16 protein-coding genes and 1 tRNA gene are annotated in these 16,249 nt (G+C 66.7%); 7 read left to right on the top strand and 10 right to left on the bottom strand.

All coding sequences use genetic code 11. The annotated features are described in order from the left end of the window. Nucleotides 1-24: 24 nt before the first annotated feature. The 4 genes from trpB to hisI are packed head-to-tail and all read right to left on the bottom strand — an operon-like array spanning nt 25 to nt 4,091. Complete coding sequence (trpB, locus tag RM25_RS04935; protein ID WP_013161085.1) at nt 25-1,278, bottom strand: tryptophan synthase subunit beta; 1,254 nt, start codon at nt 1,276-1,278, stop codon at nt 25-27. Then, nucleotides 1,271-2,131 (bottom strand): indole-3-glycerol phosphate synthase TrpC, encoded by an 861-nt coding sequence (gene trpC, locus RM25_RS04930; protein ID WP_013161086.1) that lies wholly within the window; start codon nt 2,129-2,131, stop codon nt 1,271-1,273. Before trpC ends, trpB begins: the two co-directional genes overlap by 8 nt. Next, complete coding sequence (locus RM25_RS04925) at nt 2,128-3,660, bottom strand: anthranilate synthase component I (RefSeq protein WP_080713547.1); 1,533 nt, start codon at nt 3,658-3,660, stop codon at nt 2,128-2,130. The genes trpC and RM25_RS04925 overlap by 4 nt, the downstream gene beginning before the upstream one ends. Next, on the bottom strand, nt 3,657-4,091 hold the full coding sequence (hisI, locus tag RM25_RS04920; RefSeq protein WP_230579874.1) for a phosphoribosyl-AMP cyclohydrolase: 435 nt from the start codon (nt 4,089-4,091) through the stop codon (nt 3,657-3,659). The genes RM25_RS04925 and hisI overlap by 4 nt, the downstream gene beginning before the upstream one ends. A gap of 87 nt (nt 4,092-4,178) precedes the next feature. Between hisI and RM25_RS04915 the strand changes: the two genes are divergently transcribed. Further along, on the top strand, nt 4,179-4,871 hold the full coding sequence (locus RM25_RS04915) for a TIGR03085 family metal-binding protein (protein ID WP_013161089.1): 693 nt from the start codon (nt 4,179-4,181) through the stop codon (nt 4,869-4,871). Between the two features lie 44 nt (nt 4,872-4,915). Here the strand turns inward: RM25_RS04915 and RM25_RS04910 are convergent, their stop codons facing one another. Together RM25_RS04910 and RM25_RS04905 are read right to left on the bottom strand one after the other, a co-directional pair. Then, on the bottom strand, nt 4,916-6,628 hold the full coding sequence (locus RM25_RS04910) for a glutamine--tRNA ligase/YqeY domain fusion protein (protein WP_013161090.1): 1,713 nt from the start codon (nt 6,626-6,628) through the stop codon (nt 4,916-4,918). A 21-nt stretch (nt 6,629-6,649) separates the two neighbouring features. Further along, a complete protein-coding gene (locus tag RM25_RS04905) occupies nt 6,650-7,273 on the bottom strand; it encodes a histidine phosphatase family protein (protein ID WP_013161091.1) in 624 nt (207 codons plus the stop codon). A gap of 188 nt (nt 7,274-7,461) precedes the next feature. Here RM25_RS04905 and RM25_RS04900 point away from each other — a divergent pair, with 188 nt between their 5' ends. From RM25_RS04900 to RM25_RS04885, 4 genes are all read left to right on the top strand, one after another. Next, a complete protein-coding gene (locus RM25_RS04900; protein ID WP_013161092.1) occupies nt 7,462-8,442 on the top strand; it encodes an ABC transporter substrate-binding protein in 981 nt (326 codons plus the stop codon). Nucleotides 8,443-8,448: 6 nt separating this feature from the next. Continuing rightward, nucleotides 8,449-9,402: an ABC transporter permease gene (locus RM25_RS04895; RefSeq protein WP_036941159.1), complete on the top strand. Its 954-nt coding sequence runs from the start codon at nt 8,449-8,451 to the stop codon at nt 9,400-9,402. Nucleotide 9,403: 1 nt separating this feature from the next. Beyond that, nucleotides 9,404-10,195 (top strand): ABC transporter ATP-binding protein, encoded by a 792-nt coding sequence (locus tag RM25_RS04890; RefSeq protein WP_013161094.1) that lies wholly within the window; start codon nt 9,404-9,406, stop codon nt 10,193-10,195. Nucleotides 10,196-10,360: 165 nt separating this feature from the next. Beyond that, nucleotides 10,361-11,398: a proteasome assembly chaperone family protein gene (locus RM25_RS04885; protein WP_013161095.1), complete on the top strand. Its 1,038-nt coding sequence runs from the start codon at nt 10,361-10,363 to the stop codon at nt 11,396-11,398. A gap of 138 nt (nt 11,399-11,536) precedes the next feature. On the opposite strand, the gene RM25_RS04880 is transcribed toward RM25_RS04885, so the two are convergent. Next, a complete protein-coding gene (locus RM25_RS04880) occupies nt 11,537-12,337 on the bottom strand; it encodes a PIG-L deacetylase family protein (RefSeq protein WP_013161096.1) in 801 nt (266 codons plus the stop codon). 447 nt (nt 12,338-12,784) lie between these two features. Between RM25_RS04880 and RM25_RS04875 the strand changes: the two genes are divergently transcribed. Then, nucleotides 12,785-13,402: a rhomboid family intramembrane serine protease gene (locus RM25_RS04875; protein ID WP_036941163.1), complete on the top strand. Its 618-nt coding sequence runs from the start codon at nt 12,785-12,787 to the stop codon at nt 13,400-13,402. Between the two features lie 49 nt (nt 13,403-13,451). On the opposite strand, the gene RM25_RS04870 is transcribed toward RM25_RS04875, so the two are convergent. Both RM25_RS04870 and RM25_RS11840 read right to left on the bottom strand, forming a co-directional pair. Next, entirely contained in the window at nt 13,452-14,069 is a 618-nt protein-coding gene (locus RM25_RS04870; RefSeq protein WP_013161098.1) for an L-threonylcarbamoyladenylate synthase, read from the bottom strand. A 68-nt stretch (nt 14,070-14,137) separates the two neighbouring features. Further along, nucleotides 14,138-14,560 (bottom strand): hypothetical protein, encoded by a 423-nt coding sequence (locus tag RM25_RS11840; RefSeq protein WP_013161099.1) that lies wholly within the window; start codon nt 14,558-14,560, stop codon nt 14,138-14,140. A gap of 223 nt (nt 14,561-14,783) precedes the next feature. Between RM25_RS11840 and RM25_RS04860 the strand changes: the two genes are divergently transcribed. Next, nucleotides 14,784-15,998 (top strand): pyrophosphate--fructose-6-phosphate 1-phosphotransferase, encoded by a 1,215-nt coding sequence (locus tag RM25_RS04860; protein ID WP_013161100.1) that lies wholly within the window; start codon nt 14,784-14,786, stop codon nt 15,996-15,998. Between the two features lie 171 nt (nt 15,999-16,169). Here RM25_RS04860 and RM25_RS04855 read toward each other — a convergent pair. Continuing rightward, nucleotides 16,170-16,245, bottom strand: a tRNA-Asn gene (locus tag RM25_RS04855). Between the last annotated feature and the right edge of the window lie 4 nt (nt 16,246-16,249).

Here is a 16,249-nt window from a genome sequence, read left to right as displayed (position 1 = left end):
AGGGCTTGGTGAGGTCGGTAGTGCTCATGACATGCTCCCTGTCGTCGCGTCGACGGTGCCCCGGACCCCGAAGTACTTCATGGCGGTGTCCACATCCTTGTCGCCACGTCCCGAGATGGTGACCAGCAAGGTGGGGCGATGGTCGGGGTTCTCGGCCAGCATGCGCTTGGCGACGCGTTCGGCGCCGGCCACCGCATGCGCGGACTCGATCGCGGGCATGATGCCCTCGCAGCGGGTCAGGTGGTCGAGGGCCTCCATGGCCTCGTCGTCGTTGACCGGCTCGTAGTGGGCCCGTCCGGTGCGTGACAGATAGGCATGCTCGGGGCCCACGCCGGGATAGTCGAGTCCGGCCGAAATGGAATGGGACTCGATCGTCTGACCGTCATCGTCCTGCAGGACGAAGGTGCGGGTGCCGTGCAGCACCCCCAGGGAGCCCCCGTTGATGGAGGCGGCATGCCGGCCGGTTTCGACTCCCTCCCCACCGGCCTCGAATCCGTACAGGGCGACGTTCTCGTCGGGGATGTAGTCGGCGAACGAGCCGATGGCGTTCGATCCGCCACCCACGCATGCGCAGATGGCATCGGGCAGCTGGCTGAAGCGCTGGAGCATCTGTGCGCGTGACTCGGTGGAGATGATGCGTTGGAATTCGCGCACCATCATCGGGAAGGGATGGGGGCCCGATGCGGTGCCGATCAGGTAGTGCGTGGTGGCCACATTGGTCACCCAGTCACGCAATGCCTCGTTCATGGCGTCCTTCAGGGTGGCGCTGCCGGCCTCGACGGCCACCACTTCGGCACCCAGCAGCTGCATCCGTGCCACATTGAGGGCTTGTCGATCGGTATCGACCTTGCCCATGTAGATGCGGCACTGGAAGCCCATCAGGGCTGCGATCGTGGCGGTCGCCACGCCGTGCTGGCCGGCGCCGGTCTCGGCGATGACGCGCTTCTTGCCCATGCGACGCGTCAACAGCCCCTGGCCCAGGACATTGTTGATCTTGTGTGAGCCGGTGTGGTTCAGGTCTTCGCGCTTGAGCAGGATGCGGGCCCCGCCGCAGTACTTGTCACCGAAGTTCCGGGCCTCGGTGATCGGACTGGGGCGTCCCGCGTAGTTGACCTGGAGGTCCTTGAGCTCCTCGGCGAACGACGGATCGTCCTGGGCGTCGCGGAAGGCCGCCGTCAGCTCCTCCAGGGCGGCCTTCAACGCCTCTGGTACGAACTGGCCACCGAAGAAATCAAAGTGGCCGAGCTCATCAGGCAGCTCCCTTGCAGTGCTACTCATTGCTCTCCCCCTGCCTGTCGTCGTTCATCACTGTCGCCCTCCCCGGCGATCCTGCGGGCCCGCGGCCCGGCCTGGTCGCCTCGATCATCGTCTGCACGGCCTCACGCGGATTACCGCTGGTCACCAAGGCCTCGCCCACCAGCACCACATCGGCTCCGGCCGCACGCACCCGCTGGACATCGGCGGCATCGCGGATGCCCGACTCGGCCACCACGATGGCATCGTGGGGCGCCAGTGGTGCCAGGCGCTCGAATTGGGCGAGGTCGACGTCCAGGGTCTTGAGGTTGCGGTTGTTGACGCCCACCAGCTCGGGCTTGAGCAGTGCGGCCCGACGCATCTCCTCGGCCGTGTGCACCTCGATGAGGGGCAGCAGGCCCAACGAGAGGGCCAGGTCGTAGAGGCCGGCGAGTTGCTTGTCATCGAGTGCCGCCACGATCAGCAGTACCAGGTCGGCACCGAAGGCGCGGGCTTCCAGCACCTGGTAGGGGTCGACGACGAAGTCCTTGCGCAACACCGGGATCCCGACCGCCTCACGCACGGCGCGCAGGTCGTCCAGGGTGCCATTGAAGCGGTGCCTCTCGGTGAGCACCGAGATGGCTGCCGCGCCGCCGGCCTCATAGGCCGAGGCGATCGTCGCCGGGTCCTCAATGGTCGCCAGGGCGCCCTTGGAGGGACTCGAGCGCTTGACCTCTGAGATCACCGAGATCGTGTCCCCGCCGAACCCGGGGCGCGGGTCCAGGGTCGGCCCCATCCATCGGATGCGTTCCTTGAGCTGGCTGGGCGCCACCACGGCCATCCGGGCCGCCATGTCGGCGCGCACGCCGGTAATGATGTCGTCGAGCACGGTGGTCATGACTGCTCCAGAAGTGTCTGTGGGGTGATCCGGTGGGAGGCATTGGCCCGGGCCAGCGCCACGAGGACTGCGGCGGCCTTGTTGTGGCTCTCCGCATTCTCGTTGGCGGGCACCGAGTCCGCCACGATGCCGGCCCCGGCCGAGACATGGGCCACGCCGTCCTTGACCAGGGCGGTACGGATGCAGATTGCGGTGTCGGCATTTCCGGCGAAGTCGAAGTAGCCGACCACTCCGCCGTAGGGTCCCCGGGCGGTCGACTCGAGTTCGTCGATGATCTGCATGGCCCGCAGCTTGGGTGCGCCCGACAGGGTGCCTGCCGGGAAGCAGGCCATCACGACGTCGAGCGCTGACAATCCCGGCTCGACGCTGCCGGTCACGGCGGCTTCGAGGTGCATCACATAGCTGTAGCGCCCGACGTGCATGAACTGGGTGACGGTCACGGTCCCCGGGATGCAGACCCGACCCAGGTCGTTGCGTCCCAGGTCGACGAGCATCAGGTGTTCCGCGCGTTCCTTCTCGTCGGCCAGCAACTCATCCTCAAGGCGCCGGTCCTCTGCCTCGGTGTCGCCGCGGGGACGTGTCCCGGCGATCGGATGCGTCGTCGCGACGCCGTCCTTGACCGTGACCAGGGCCTCCGGGCTGGACCCGATGAGGTCGAAGCCGGGCAGCTTCAGCAGGAACAGATAGGGGCTGGGATTGGCCACCCGCAGTTCCCGGTAGATGTCGAAGCCCGAGGCGGTGACGTCCACATCGAAGCGCTGCCCGGGCACGACCTGGAAGATGTCGCCGGCCATCACGTATTCCTTGGCCTTCTCCACCATCGCCTCGAACTCGCCGGGTGCCCGCTGTTCGGTCACCTGTGGACGTGCATCGGGCTCGATGCTCGCCAGGAGGGCGGGCCGCGGGCTGGTCAGCCTGGTGGCCATCCGGTGCACCCGTTCGACGGCGTCGCGGTATGCCTCGTCGACGCCCTCGGCGGTGTCATTGAAGTTGATGGCATTGGCGATCAGCCAGACCTCGCCACGGTGATGGTCCAGCACCGCCATGTCGGTGGCGAGCATCATCACGGAGTCGGGTACGCCGATGTCATCGGGATTGGGCTCGCCCAGGCTTGGCTCCACCTGGCGCTTGACGTCCCACCCGAGATAGCCCACCAGGCCCGAACTGAACGGTGGCAGCTCCGGATCGGCGGGGGTGTGCAGTGCACGGAGCGTCGCGGCGAGCACATCGAGGCACGGACCGTGGCGGGGGATGCCCTCCAGCGGTCGGCCCAACCATTCGCTGGTGTTGCCACGCCCCACGAGCATCGACGGACACCGCACGCCGATGAACGACCAGCGTGACCAGGTGCCCTGCTCCACTGATTCGAAGATGAAGCTGCCCTCGGCCTCGCCGGTGAGCTGCTCGTACAGGGCGATCGGCGTCAGGTCGTCGGCCCGCAGGCGGGTGCGTACACCCACCACGCGGCGGTCCACGGCCTGTTCGCGAAAGCCCTCCAGGGACGGTTCGATGCGCAACTGCCTGCTCACGACGCGATCACTGACTCCCCCGCCAGCGGCAGCGGACCGCCGGCATCAAAACATGTATCGGCACCCGTGTGGCAGGCGGCGCCCACCTGGTCGACGCTCAGCAGCACCGTGTCGCCGTCGCAGTCCAGCCACACGTCGCGGACGGCCTGGGTGTGCCCGCTCGTCTCACCCTTCACCCACAACTCCTGTCGCGACCTGGACCAATAGGTGGCCTTGCGGGTGGCCAGCGTGCGGGCCAGGGCATCGTCGTTCATCCACGCCATCATGAGGACGCGACCACTGGTCGCCTCCTGGGCGATCGCCGGCACGAGACCGGCCTCGTTGCGCTTCAGACGTTGCGCTATCGACGGGTCCAGGGTCGGCACCCCCGTGTCCGCCTGCGTCGGGGCGGACGCGTCGAGACGAGTGGATCGGGCGGAGTTGGTCGACATGCCTCCATTGTTCCCCATCGGGCCAGCCCTCCGATGTCCACGCCAGATGGCGGCCGGTGGACGTCCCGACCCGCCTACAGTGATTACGTGGCAATCCATCCTCGATATGACGCTGCCCATGTCTTCCGGCTGGCGCTCGCCGACGCCCTGACCCAGGCGGGACCGGACGCCAGGACCCTGTGCACGGGGTGGACAACGGCCGACCTGGCGGCCCATCTGTACGTTCGCGAGAACGACCCGCTGTCGTTGCCCGGCATCGCCGGACTACCCGGCCCCGCCGGGCCGGCAGCCCAGCGGCTGACCACCCGGAGCATGGAGCGGGCCCTGACGCGCCATGGCTATCAGGGGGTGGTGGACCTGTTCCGGGCCGGTCCACGGCCATGGTCCGTGTGGCGCGCGCCGCAGCTCGATCGCATCGGCAACGCGCTGGAGTACTTCGTGCACCTCCACGACGTGACCGACGCGGTCCCCCACGGCGGCAACGACCCGGTGGGATCCGACCGTGGGCTATCGCAGCGCCTGCGCGACGAATTGTGGCACCGGATGCCGCCGCTGGCCACGATGTTGCTGAGGGGCTCCCCCGCCGGGGTGCAGCTGGAGCGCCTCGATGCCCCGCACCCGTCCCGGATCATCGCCCGGCGCGGCCTGCCGATCGTCACCGCAAGGGGTTCCGCACCGCAGCTGGCCCTGTGGATGTTCGGACGCCATGCCCGGGTCGAGCTGGTCGGTGACGTGGAGCCGTTGGCGGCAGTGAGCACCCTGGTGGCCTCCGGGGTCTGACCGCGCCCGCAGGTGCCCCGCCGGCTCAACCCCTCCTGGCCGGCTCAACCATTCTTGGCTGCTTTGGCGGCACGACGCTGCTGGGCGGCCCACTCGTCGCGCAGTCCCACGGTGCGGTGGAACAGGCGGGGCTCGTCGAGGTCCGCGCAGAAGTACCCGAGGCGTTCGAACTGCACCACCTGTCCCGGCTCCACCTCATTGATCACGCCCTCGCCCTTGGCATCGGTGAGCAATTCGACGGAGTCCGGGTTCAGGTCGTCGAGGGGTTCGCCCGTCCGCTCGCCGGGGGCCGGGGTGGTGAACAGCCGGTTGTACAGGGCCACCTTCACGTCGACGGCGTGGGCCGCGCTGACCCAGTGCATCGTCGACTTCACCTTGCGGCCATCCGGGGCGTCCCCGCCGCGGGTCGCCGGATCATAGGTGGCATGCACCTCGGTGACCTCACCGGCCTCATTGGTGACCACGGAGGTGGCGGTGACGAAGTAGGCACCGCGCAGGCGCACCTCGCGCCCGATGGATAGCCGGAAGAACTTGGGTGGCGGCACCTCGGCGAAGTCGTCGCGTTCAATGAACAGTTCCCCGCTGAAGGGCACCCGGCGCGTCCCGTCGGCCGGGTTCTCGGGGTTGTTCGTCACGTCGAACCAGTCGACCTCGGGGGCCCCGTGCTCGTCGGTCGGCCAGTTGTCGATCACGAGCCTGAGCGGACGCGTCACCACCATGCGACGCTGGGCGGTCTTGTTCAGCTCCCGGCGCACGAAGGACTCGAGCTCCTCGATGTTGTGGCGCGAGTTCGTGCGCGTGGTGCCGATATCGCGGCAGAAGTCACGCACTGCGGCCGCCGGGTATCCCCTGCGACGCAGGCCACGCAGGGTGGGCATGCGCGGATCGTCCCAGCCCGAAACGACGCCGTCCGCCACCAGCTTGGCCAGTCGGCGCTTCGAGGTGACGGTGTAGGTCAGCTCCAGTCGCGCGAACTCGATCTGGCGTGGCTGGTCCCCGGGCAACGGCAGGTGCTCGAGGAACCAGTTGTACAGCGGACGGTGCGAATCGAACTCCAGGGTGCACAGGGAATGTGTCACGCCCTCGATGGCATCCGACTGCCCGTGGGCCCAGTCATAGGTGGGGAAGATCGGCCAGTCGTTACCGGTCTGGTGATGGGTGGCATGCCGGATCCGGTACATCACCGGATCGCGCATCACCATGTTGTCGGACTGCATGTCGATCTTCGCGCGCAGCACGCAGGCGCCGTCGTCGAATTCTCCGGCGCGCATGCGATGCAGTAGGTCAAGGTTCTCCTCGACCGTGCGGTCACGGCAGGGGCTCTCGATGCCCGGCTTGCCGAAGCCGCCGCGTTGGGCGGAGATCGTCTCGGTGTCCTGGTCGTCGACGTAGGCAAGGCCCTGCTCCACCAGGTACTCGGCCCACTGGTAGAGCTGTTCGAAATAGTCCGAGGCGTGCACCACCGTGTGCGGCTGGTAACCCAGCCATGCGATATCGGCCAGGATCGATTCCACGTACTCCGGGTTCTCGGCCACCGGGTTCGTGTCGTCCAGGCGCACATTGCACAGTCCACCGAACTCCTCGGCGGTGCCGAAGTCCACCGTGATCGCCTTGGCATGGCCGATGTGCAGGTAGCCATTGGGCTCTGGCGGGAAACGGGTCTGGACACGCTGCGCGTAGGTCCCGACCTCGTTGTCCTTGGTGATCGCGTCGGCAATGAAATCGGAGGCTGCAATGTTGTCTGCGGGCTTGGCCATGCCGGTCAAGTTAGCACGGCGCTATCCGGAGAAGTTCCACTGCGGTGGCACGTTGAAGCGCTCGACCCGCCAGGCGTCAAACTCACGGATGACCTCGGTGTAGCAACAGTTGCCCATCGAGGCGAGTTTCCAGATCTCCGGGTAGTCCCAGCCGACCAGCGCCGCCACGCCCAGACGGATGGCCGTGCCATGGCTGCAGACCAGGATCGGGCCGGGTTCGGTGACACGGTCCAGGTGGGTGAGCGTCTCACCCATGCGCGCCATCACTTCGGCCCCGGTCTCCCCCGACGCCGACCAGCGGCCATCGGACTCCCCGTCGCGCCAGGCGGCCAGTCCCGGCTCCACCTTCTCAATCTGTTCCCAGGTCCAGCCCTCGAAGTCCCCGTAGTCGAGCTCGGCCAGTCGTGGGTCGACGTTGACCTGCTGACCGGTGAACGAGGCCACCGCGCGCGCCGTGTCGAGTGCCCGCTCCAACGGCGACGCCCAGATGGCGACGGGGTTCAGATGCGCGATCCACCCGGCCGCCGCGCCCGCCTGCGCACGTCCCACGGCATTGAGGGGGATATCAGAGGAGCCCTGATACTGATTCTTGGTGTTCCAGTCGGTTTCGCCATGGCGCATGAGCACGAATCGGGGTGTCGTCATGGGGCTCCTTTCAACAGGGCGCCAGCTTAGCGGTGGTTCACGTCCCGACGGAGTACTGCGGGGCCGGCGCCACCCCCGATCACGGGTCGATTTCTGGTCTTGACGCGCGAGACCCGCGACCTCGCGAGCGCTCGACCACTAGTTTTAGACATCGTTCATCAACCCACGTGAACCCGAAAGCGATCATCATGAAGCGACGTACTCTGCTCGGAACCCTGGGCATCATGGGACTCAGCGTTCCCCTGGCCGCCTGTTCAAGCAAGAGCTCAGGCAGCGGTTCGAGCGGCACCGGCAAGAAGGTGAAGATCGGCATCACGCAGATCGTCACCCACAGCTCGTTGGACGCGGCCCGCGAGGGCTTCAAGAAGGCGATCACCGACGCCGGGTTCAACGCGAGCTTCGATGAGCAGAACGCCCAGGGCGATCAGGGCACCGCCGCCAGCATCGCCACGAAGCTTGCCTCGGAGAACCTCGACCTGGTGCTCGCCATTGCGACCCCGGCCGCGCAGGCCGCCGCCCAGGCCATCACCAATGTGCCGATCGTGTTCACCGCCGTCACCGACCCCAAGTCGGCCGACCTGGTGGCGTCGAATGATGCCCCGGGCGGCAACGTCACCGGCACCAGCGACATGAACCCGGTGGCCGACCAGATCGGCCTCATCAAGCAGATCAAGCCCGATGCGACCAGTGTGGGCATCCTCTACTCGTCGGGAGAGGTGAACTCCCAGGTCCAGGTGAACCTCGCCAAGGAGGCGGCTGCCAAGGACGGACTGTCGGTGCAGGAGAAGACGATCACCACCACCGGCGAGCTGCAGCAGGCCGCACAGGCGCTCAATGTCGATTCGATCTACATCCCCACCGACAACAACGTCGTGTCCGGCCTGTCCACCGTCATCCAGGTGTGCGAGGACCGCAAGATCCCGCTGATCTCCGCCGAGGGCGATTCGGTGAGGAATGGCGCCGTGATCACCTACGGCATCGACTACACCGAGCTGGGTCGCCAGACCGGCGAGATGGCCGTGAAGATCCTCAACGGCGACGCGAAGCCGGCCACCATGCCCGTGGAGACCCAGAAGAACCTCAAGCTCTACGTCAATGAGAAGGCCGCCTCCCTGATGGGGGTCACGATCCCCGACGACCTGGCCAGCAAGGCCGAGAAGGTCGGCTAGTCCCTGATGCTCGGCGCGATTGACCTTGGCCTGATCTACGGGCTCATGGCCCTGGGGGTCTACCTCACCTTCCGGATCCTCGACTTCCCCGACCTGACGGTCGACGGGAGCTTCACCACCGGGGCCGCCCTCACTGCCACCCACCTGGCTGCGGGCGGGAATCCGGTGGTGGCGACACTGCTCGGGTTCTGCGGCGGCCTGGCGGCCGGCGCGATCACGGGGCTCCTGTCGACGAAGGGGCGGATCCATCCGCTGTTGGCGGGCATCCTCACCCAAATCGCGCTGTATTCCATCAACCTGCGCATCATGGGCAAGGCGAACGTGCCCCTGCTGCGTTCCAAGACGCTCATGACCCCGTTGCGGTCGAACGGCATGCTCGCCACATGGGCGTCCATCGCGATCTTCGCGGCGATGATCGTGGTGTTCATCCTGGTGCTCGACTGGTTCCTGTCCACCGACATGGGCTTCGGACTGCGGGCCACCGGCGACAACGAATCCATGGCGCGGGCCAACGGGATCAATACCGACGCCATGAAGATCGTCGGGCTGTCCCTGTCCAACGGCCTGGTCGGCCTGGCCGGCTCGCTCATCGCCCAGTACCAGGGCTTCGCCGACATCGGCATGGGCATCGGGCTCATCGTCGCCGGCCTGGCATCGGTGATCATCGGCACGGCGATCCTCAACTCCTCACTGGTGGTCGTGGCGACCATCGCCGTGGTGCTGGGTTCACTGCTCTACCGGGTGATCATCCAGGTGGCCCTCATGGTCGGACTCGATCCGAACGACATGAAGCTCGTCAGCGCGGTGATCGTCGTTCTGGCGTTGCTGCTGCCCCGATGGGGCGTCGTCTCGCGGATGCGGGCACGCCGGCGAGCCCGGGGACTGCCGGCGGAGCCGGATATCATCGGTCCACTCGAAGATCGCGACCAGGCCTCGGGCCTGGTCGGGCCAGGAGCCTGAGATGCTGGAAGTCAGCTCGGTGAGCAAGGCGTTCTTCCCGAACACCGTGAACGAGAAGGTCGCGCTGCGCGGGATCGACCTGACCCTTGACAAGGGTGATTTCGTCACGGTGATCGGCTCCAACGGAGCCGGAAAGTCGACGCTGCTGAACATCATTGCGGGTCGCTATCGCCCCGATTCCGGGTCGGTGACGATCGACGGCAAGGACGTCACCAAGATGCCCGACTATCGGGTGGCGCGCTATGTCGGCAGGGTCTTCCAGGACCCCATGGCCGGCACGGCCGCCCACATGACCATCGAGGAGAACCTGTCGATCGCCCTGTCCCGCGGCCATTTCCGTGGCCTCGTGAGGGGCGTCTCCCGAGCCCGCCGCGCACGTTTCCGCAAGGAACTGACCGTCCTCCAGCAGGGGTTGGAGGACCGCCTCACGGCCAAGGTCGGGCTGCTGTCGGGCGGACAGCGCCAGGCGTTGAGCCTGGTGATGGCCACTTCCAGCAACCCGCGGGTCCTGCTCCTCGACGAGCACACGGCCGCCCTGGACCCCCAGCGCGCGGAACTGATCACCAAGCTCACCGGCGAGTTGGTGGAAGCCCATGCCCTGACGACGCTCATGGTGACCCACAACATGGAGCAGGCGCTGCGACTGGGAAACCGGTTGATCATGATGCATGAGGGCCAGATCATCCTTGAGCTGTCGGGACAGGCGAAGAAGGATGCCACGGTCGCCGACCTGCTTGCCCAGTTCGAACACATCAAGGGCGCCCAGCTGTCCGACCGCAGCCTGCTGACCTGATCGGCGTCCACGACACGCCGGTCACGCTCGGCGCCCACCCCGTCCGTAGCACCGCTAGATTGTCCGGTCATTACGACGCGCCAGATGATCACGGGAATGTCTGTGCTCCCTTGTGTGTTCTGATGGGCGTACGTGGCAGAACCACACGTGCAGGAGGCAGACGACATGATCGATCCGACAACGCTCTTTTCCTACGAGCCCACGATCGACCAGCGCACAATTCACGACCGCGTCATGGTGGTCACATTGGGCAGCTTTGGTGATGTGGGGGCGAGTCAGGCCCAGGTCGACGAGCACCTGCTCAACACACTGACCCACCGCAAGATCGGCACCTTCGATGTCGACCAGATCATGGATTACCGCGGCCATCGTCCTCCCATCGACTTTGACCAGGACCATTACGACAACTACGTGCCGCCGTCCATGACCCTCCATGAGGTCGTTGACAAGTCGGGCAATCCGTTCCTGCTGCTCACCGGTCCCGAGCCGGCCCTGCAATGGGAGCGTGTCAGCGCGACGATCGAGTGGCTGATGGACCAGATGGACGTGCAGTTGGTCGTCACCGCGCAGGGCGTGCCCATGCCCGTGCCGCACACGCGTCCGATCAACCTGCTGAAGGTCGCCACCCGGCCCGAGTTGATCCCGGGCAATCGTGGCAGCGGCTCCTTCCGCATGAGTTCCTCGTTCCTGGCGATGATGACCCAGCGCCTCGGCGAGAAGGGTCGTGACGTGATCGGGCTCGTGGCCAGGGTTCCGCAGTACCTGGCCGACACCGAATACCCCGACGGCGCCATTGCGATGGTCAACGGGCTCAACGAGTTGGCCGGCCTGAACATCCCCGTGGCATCCCTGGAACAGGCATCCCACCTGGCACGCGCCCAGATCGACGCCCAGGTGGAGCAGTCCGAGGAGCTCCAGCAGATGATCGGCCAGATGGAAGAGCAGTACGACCGCTATATGCAGGACCACTCCCTGCCCATGAACGAAGAGGACATCCCCGATGCCGATGAGATCGGCCAGGAGATGGAGGACTACTTGGCAAGCCTCGACCCCGGCACCCCGGACAGTGACAAGGGACCCCAGGTCGGCCCCGTCGACCACGACGAGGACGAGCACCACTCGGACCGTCCCGGGGACAACGGCCCCCGGGACGGCCATGACGGACCCCAGCCGCCCGCGGATCCCGACATTCCGAACGACTGAGGCACGCGGATCGGCGTGAGGGGCGTTGGCCCCCTGCGCCGGGCCCGCCACCATCGGACCCGCTTCAACGGAGGAGGGGCAGCAACCACGTGGTTGCTGCCCCTCCTCCGTTGGTCTGCGGATCATCCCCCCACGAACTCACCCATCCAACGGCCACGCGTGGGTGTACGGACCGGGATTGCCCGGTTCGCGATACCACTCGGTCTTGAACACGAAGTCGAAGGCGGGTCGGGGCAGCGACAGGAAGAACTCCGCGTCGCTCTGTGAGGCGTGGCAGGCCAGCGCCTCGTGCTTGATGTCGATGATGCGCTGGGGAAGGTCCACCGCCCACCGGATCTCGGAGCGCGGTGAACCGATGGGCTTGCCGTCATCCCCCAGCGCGGCCCCGGTCGCGAAATCGTTGTCGGCCAGGCCCAGGGCCTCGATCTTGTCCGGATCGTCGCCGCGGGCGTCACGGTCAATCGTCTCCTCCAGCACGCGCATGGGCCCGGTGACCTTCGCGGCCGCCGCAGCTCCCACCCGGTGCACCATGATGTGGTCTGGATGCCCGTAGCTGCCGTGCGGGTCGTAGTGCACGAAGGCATCGGCCTTCTCCTCGCGCAGGATGTCGGCAACGCGCTGCGAGGCAACGTCGAGGTCCGCATTGCAGAAGGCCTCGGGAGCCTTGTTCTGGGCCCAACCGGTCATTCCGGAATCGGCATAGCCGAGCCAGACGACCCGATCGATCCCGATCACCGCGGCAGCCGCGGTGAGTTCGGCGTGGCGTCGATCACTGACGCTCTCCCCCGGCTTGAGGTCCGGGGGCGTGGTGCCCTGCTCGCCGTCGGTGGCCACCACGAGCACTACGCGGTCTCCGCGCTCATGGGCCATCGCCATCGTTCCGGATGTCTGGGTGCTCTCATCGTCGGGGTGTGCGTGGAGAAAAACCCAAGTAGCCATGTCCCCATCCTGCCATGTAATTGAAAATGATCGCGTCTTGGCGCCCTGCCAATCCTCGATTTCATCGCCGGCACAACTCCCCGCCCCGGGGCCGGATCCCCCTTGCGTCGGGGACGGGGCATGGTCAGTGCGTGGGCATGGTGGCCGGCAACATAGGCTCGATGGATGAATGACGATTCTGGTTCCGGGGACGCACCTCCCGAGCGCCCCGATTTCGAGCCTCCGCGCAGCCAGTCACCCGGCAGCGGGCAGGTGCCCGGTGCGGGCTCCTTCGGTCCCCCGCCCCGCTACGGCGGATGGAACCCACCTTCCGGCTCCGCAACACCGCCCCCGCGGCAGCCCCCGCCGCGCCAGTCGTCGTATCCGACCCCGCCACGAGCCCACGCACGCTCCCAGCACTGGTTCAACCAACCGGCCCAGGGCGGCTGGGCACGAACGCACAGTTCCATGCCGGTCACCTACACCATCATCGCCATCTGCGTGGTGGTGTGGCTGTGCCAGCTGGTGGTGCCCGGATTCAACCGCGACGTCATCCTGACCACCTGGTCGTGGCAGAGCCAACCGTGGCGGCTGATCACCTCGGCGTTTGCGCATTCGGTGTCGGGATTCATGCACATTGCGGGAAATATGCTCATGTTGTGGCTGTTGGGCCGGGCCATCGAACCGGCCATCGGACGCCGCGACTATGTGCTCAGCTATCTGTTGAGCGCACTGGGCGGCAGCGCACTGTTCATTCTGTTCGCAGCACTGTCGGGCACCCACAGCGCCGTCGTGGGCGCGTCAGCTGCGGTCTTCGGCCTGTTCGGCCTGCTCGTCGGCCTCTACAAGCTTGCCGGCATTCGCAACACCGGAATCTGGGTGCTGCTCGGCATCAATCTCGTCTTTGACTTCATCGTGCCGGGAATCGCCTGGCAGGGTCACCTGGGTGGCTTCCTGATCGGGCTGGGTGCGGGATTCCTCATCGCCCACGCGCGACGGCGTGGCCGCACGACCACGCCGACACTGTGGTTGTTGCTGGTGCCCATCGTCGCGGCGTTGGGCGCATCCCTGGCACTCACCGGCTGACGGCGCCCTCCCGCTGCCCGCGTCGGCAGCAGGAAGGCAGGTCCGCAGGTCAGTCGAACAGCTCGGTCTTGCCACCGCCGCGGCGGACCACCACCGGCTCTTCGCCGGTCAGGTCGACCACGGTCGTGGGAACATGGCCAACGTCGCCGGAATCGAGCACGGCGGCGATGTCATTGTCCAGTGCTTCCTTGATCTGCCAGCCCTCGCTCATCGGCTCTTCCTGACCCGGCAGGATCAGCGTGCTGGAGACCAGCGGTTCATCGAGCTCGTCGAGCAGGGCCAGGGCGGTGACATGGTCGGGCACCCGCACGCCCACCGTCTTGTTGGGGTGCTGCATGCTGCGGGGCACCTCACGGGTGGCACGCAGGATGAAGGTGAAGGGGCCCGGCGTCGAGGCCTTGATCGCGCGGAATTCGCGATTGTCCATGTCGACGTAGCGGCCCAGCTGGGCGAACTCGCTGACCACGACGGACAGGTGGTGGCGTTCATCCAGATCACGGATGCGCCGCATCGTGTCGATGCCCTCCTTGTTGCCGAACAAGGTGCCCAGGGCAAAGCCGGAATCGGTCGGATAGGCGATCACCGCGCCCTCGCGGAGCAGGTCGGCCACCTGGTGGATCGAGCGGGCCTGCGGATTCTCCGGGTGAACCGGGTAATAACGAGCCATGGCCCAAGACTAGGCAATCCACACTGCTGAGGCGTGCGTGCCGGGCAAGTGGCGTGAAATGCCCCTGTTCAGACCGGGCGCAGCTCTGCCGTCGCCGCGCCGCGGGCGTTCAGGTGGTTGATCCCGACGATCGACAGGAAGGCGGTGTCCGCCCGGGTGCTCACCTCGACGTGTACCCGATCATTCGCGTCGATCCCCACTGTGCAGGCCATGCCGGGTTGGGTGCCCACATGCTCCCGGGCGGCGCGCATCGCCTCCTGGCGGGCGTCGAGGCCATTGAGGCGGCCGGTTGCCGCGGAGTCGCTGCCCACGCGTGCAGCCTGCGCCGCAGTGACCGTCGCGGCCCTTTGCGCGCTGACCTGGTGGGCCCCGTCGACGGCAAGGCCGCAGATGAGGATGAAAGCGGGAATGCACGCGGCGATGAGGACGCTCACGCTCGCGCCGCGCTCGTCGTCAGGCCGAGGGCGCACTTCACGTCGTGGATGGTTCATGGAGTTCTCCTGGGGGGGTTGGCCCCTACTGTCACACAGCGCCGGGCGCGGCGACAAGCTTCGTGCCCGCGGTGCCGCCGACACAGGTGCCCAACCGGGTGCCCGGTACGGCCATGGGACCGGGCGGTGCCCGCACGGCGCGCGCCCGCCGATTGCCTTAGGCTGAGGGTGGTCGGCCGCTGCCCGGCAGGCCGACACTCATTCACAAGAAAGGCCCATCTCAATGGTGAAAAAGGTCGCTCTGCTGACCGCTGGTGGCTTCGCCCCCTGTCTTTCCTCGGCCATCGCTGAGCTCATCAAGCGCTATACCGAGGTATCACCCGAAACGACCCTCATCGGCTATCGCTATGGCTATGAGGGCCTGCTCAAGGGCGATTCCCTCGAGTTCTCCCCTGCCGTGCGCGCACACTACGACCGGCTCTTCAGCTTCGGCGGGTCACCGATCGGGAACTCCCGGGTCAAGCTCACCAATGTGAAGGACCTGGTTGCGCGGGGCCTGGTTGCTTCCGGCGATGATCCCCTCAAGGTTGCCGCCGATCAGCTGATTGCCGACGGGGTCGACGTGCTGCACACGATCGGGGGCGACGACACCAACACCACGGCCGCCGACCTGGCCGCCTACCTGGCACAGCATGACTACCCGCTGACGGTTGTGGGGCTGCCCAAGACGATCGACAACGACATCGTGCCCATCCGCCAGTCGCTGGGTGCCTGGACGGCCGCCGACGAGGGGGCCCGCTTCGCGGCGAATGTGATCGCCGAGCACAATGCTGCTCCGCGCGAACTCATCATCCACGAGATCATGGGCCGCAACTGCGGCTATCTGGCGGCCGAGACCTCGCGGCGTTACGTGGCCTGGCTCGACGCGCAGCAGTGGCTCCCGGAGGCCGGTCTCGACCGACGTGGCTGGGATATCCACGCCCTGTACGTGCCGGAGGCCACGATCGACCTGGACGCCGAGGCCGAGCGCCTGCGCACCGTGATGGACGAGGTGGGAAGCGTCAATATCTTCATCTCGGAGGGAGCCGGCGTTCCCGATATCGTCGCCCAGATGCAGGCCACGGGCCAGGAGGTGCCCACTGACGCCTTCGGCCACGTGCAGCTCGACAAGATCAATCCCGGGGCGTGGTTCGCCAAGCAGTTCGCCGAGCGCATCGGTGCGGGCAAGACCATGGTGCAGAAGTCCGGTTACTTCAGCCGCTCCGCCAAGTCGAATGCCCAGGACCTGGAGCTCATCGCCGCCACCGCCACGATGGCGGTTGATGCGGCGCTGGCCGGCACCCCCGGCGTGGTCGGTCAGGACGAGGAGGCAGGCGACAAGCTGAGCGTGATCGACTTCAAGCGGATCGCGGGCCACAAGCCCTTCGACATCACCCTTGATTGGTACACCCAGCTGCTGGCCCGAATCGGTCAGCCGGCACCCATCGCCGCCGCGTAATCGGGACCCGGCGACGCGCCACCGGGCTGAACAGGGTTCGGTGGCGCGTCCCGGTCGCGTACCCGGGGCGCCTCGCGGGCTCCCGGGGCACGGCCCGTGCGGCCACAGCCGGCGTGATGTCGGGACATGGAAAAGGCACCTGCCGGATACCGGCGGGTGCCCTCACATGGTTGGCTCCCCGGACTGGACTCGAACCAGTAACCCTCTGATTAACAGTCAGATGCTCTGCCAATTGAGCTACCAGGGATCGG

It is taken from the genome of Propionibacterium freudenreichii subsp. freudenreichii (assembly GCF_000940845.1).
Taxonomy (GTDB): Bacteria; Actinomycetota; Actinomycetes; order Propionibacteriales; family Propionibacteriaceae; genus Propionibacterium; species Propionibacterium freudenreichii.
This window is presented reverse-complemented; position numbering and strand designations above follow the sequence as displayed.

Excerpts from the sequence above, each read along its gene's own strand:
- trpB (WP_013161085.1), bottom strand. The coding sequence starts at position 1,278 with ATGAGTAGCACTGCAAGGGAGCTGCCTGATGAGCTCGGCCACTTTGAT.
- trpC (WP_013161086.1), bottom strand. The coding sequence starts at position 2,131 with ATGACCACCGTGCTCGACGACATCATTACCGGCGTGCGCGCCGACATG.
- hisI (WP_230579874.1), bottom strand. The coding sequence starts at position 4,091 with ATGTCGACCAACTCCGCCCGATCCACTCGTCTCGACGCGTCCGCCCCG.
- RM25_RS04910 (WP_013161090.1), bottom strand. The coding sequence starts at position 6,628 with ATGGCCAAGCCCGCAGACAACATTGCAGCCTCCGATTTCATTGCCGAC.
- RM25_RS04905 (WP_013161091.1), bottom strand. The coding sequence starts at position 7,273 with ATGACGACACCCCGATTCGTGCTCATGCGCCATGGCGAAACCGACTGG.
- RM25_RS04900 (WP_013161092.1), top strand. The coding sequence starts at position 7,462 with ATGAAGCGACGTACTCTGCTCGGAACCCTGGGCATCATGGGACTCAGC.
- RM25_RS04895 (WP_036941159.1), top strand. The coding sequence starts at position 8,449 with ATGCTCGGCGCGATTGACCTTGGCCTGATCTACGGGCTCATGGCCCTG.
- RM25_RS04890 (WP_013161094.1), top strand. The coding sequence starts at position 9,404 with ATGCTGGAAGTCAGCTCGGTGAGCAAGGCGTTCTTCCCGAACACCGTG.
- RM25_RS04885 (WP_013161095.1), top strand. The coding sequence starts at position 10,361 with ATGATCGATCCGACAACGCTCTTTTCCTACGAGCCCACGATCGACCAG.
- RM25_RS04880 (WP_013161096.1), bottom strand. The coding sequence starts at position 12,337 with ATGGCTACTTGGGTTTTTCTCCACGCACACCCCGACGATGAGAGCACC.
- RM25_RS04875 (WP_036941163.1), top strand. The coding sequence starts at position 12,785 with ATGCCGGTCACCTACACCATCATCGCCATCTGCGTGGTGGTGTGGCTG.
- RM25_RS04870 (WP_013161098.1), bottom strand. The coding sequence starts at position 14,069 with ATGGCTCGTTATTACCCGGTTCACCCGGAGAATCCGCAGGCCCGCTCG.
- RM25_RS11840 (WP_013161099.1), bottom strand. The coding sequence starts at position 14,560 with ATGAACCATCCACGACGTGAAGTGCGCCCTCGGCCTGACGACGAGCGC.
- RM25_RS04860 (WP_013161100.1), top strand. The coding sequence starts at position 14,784 with ATGGTGAAAAAGGTCGCTCTGCTGACCGCTGGTGGCTTCGCCCCCTGT.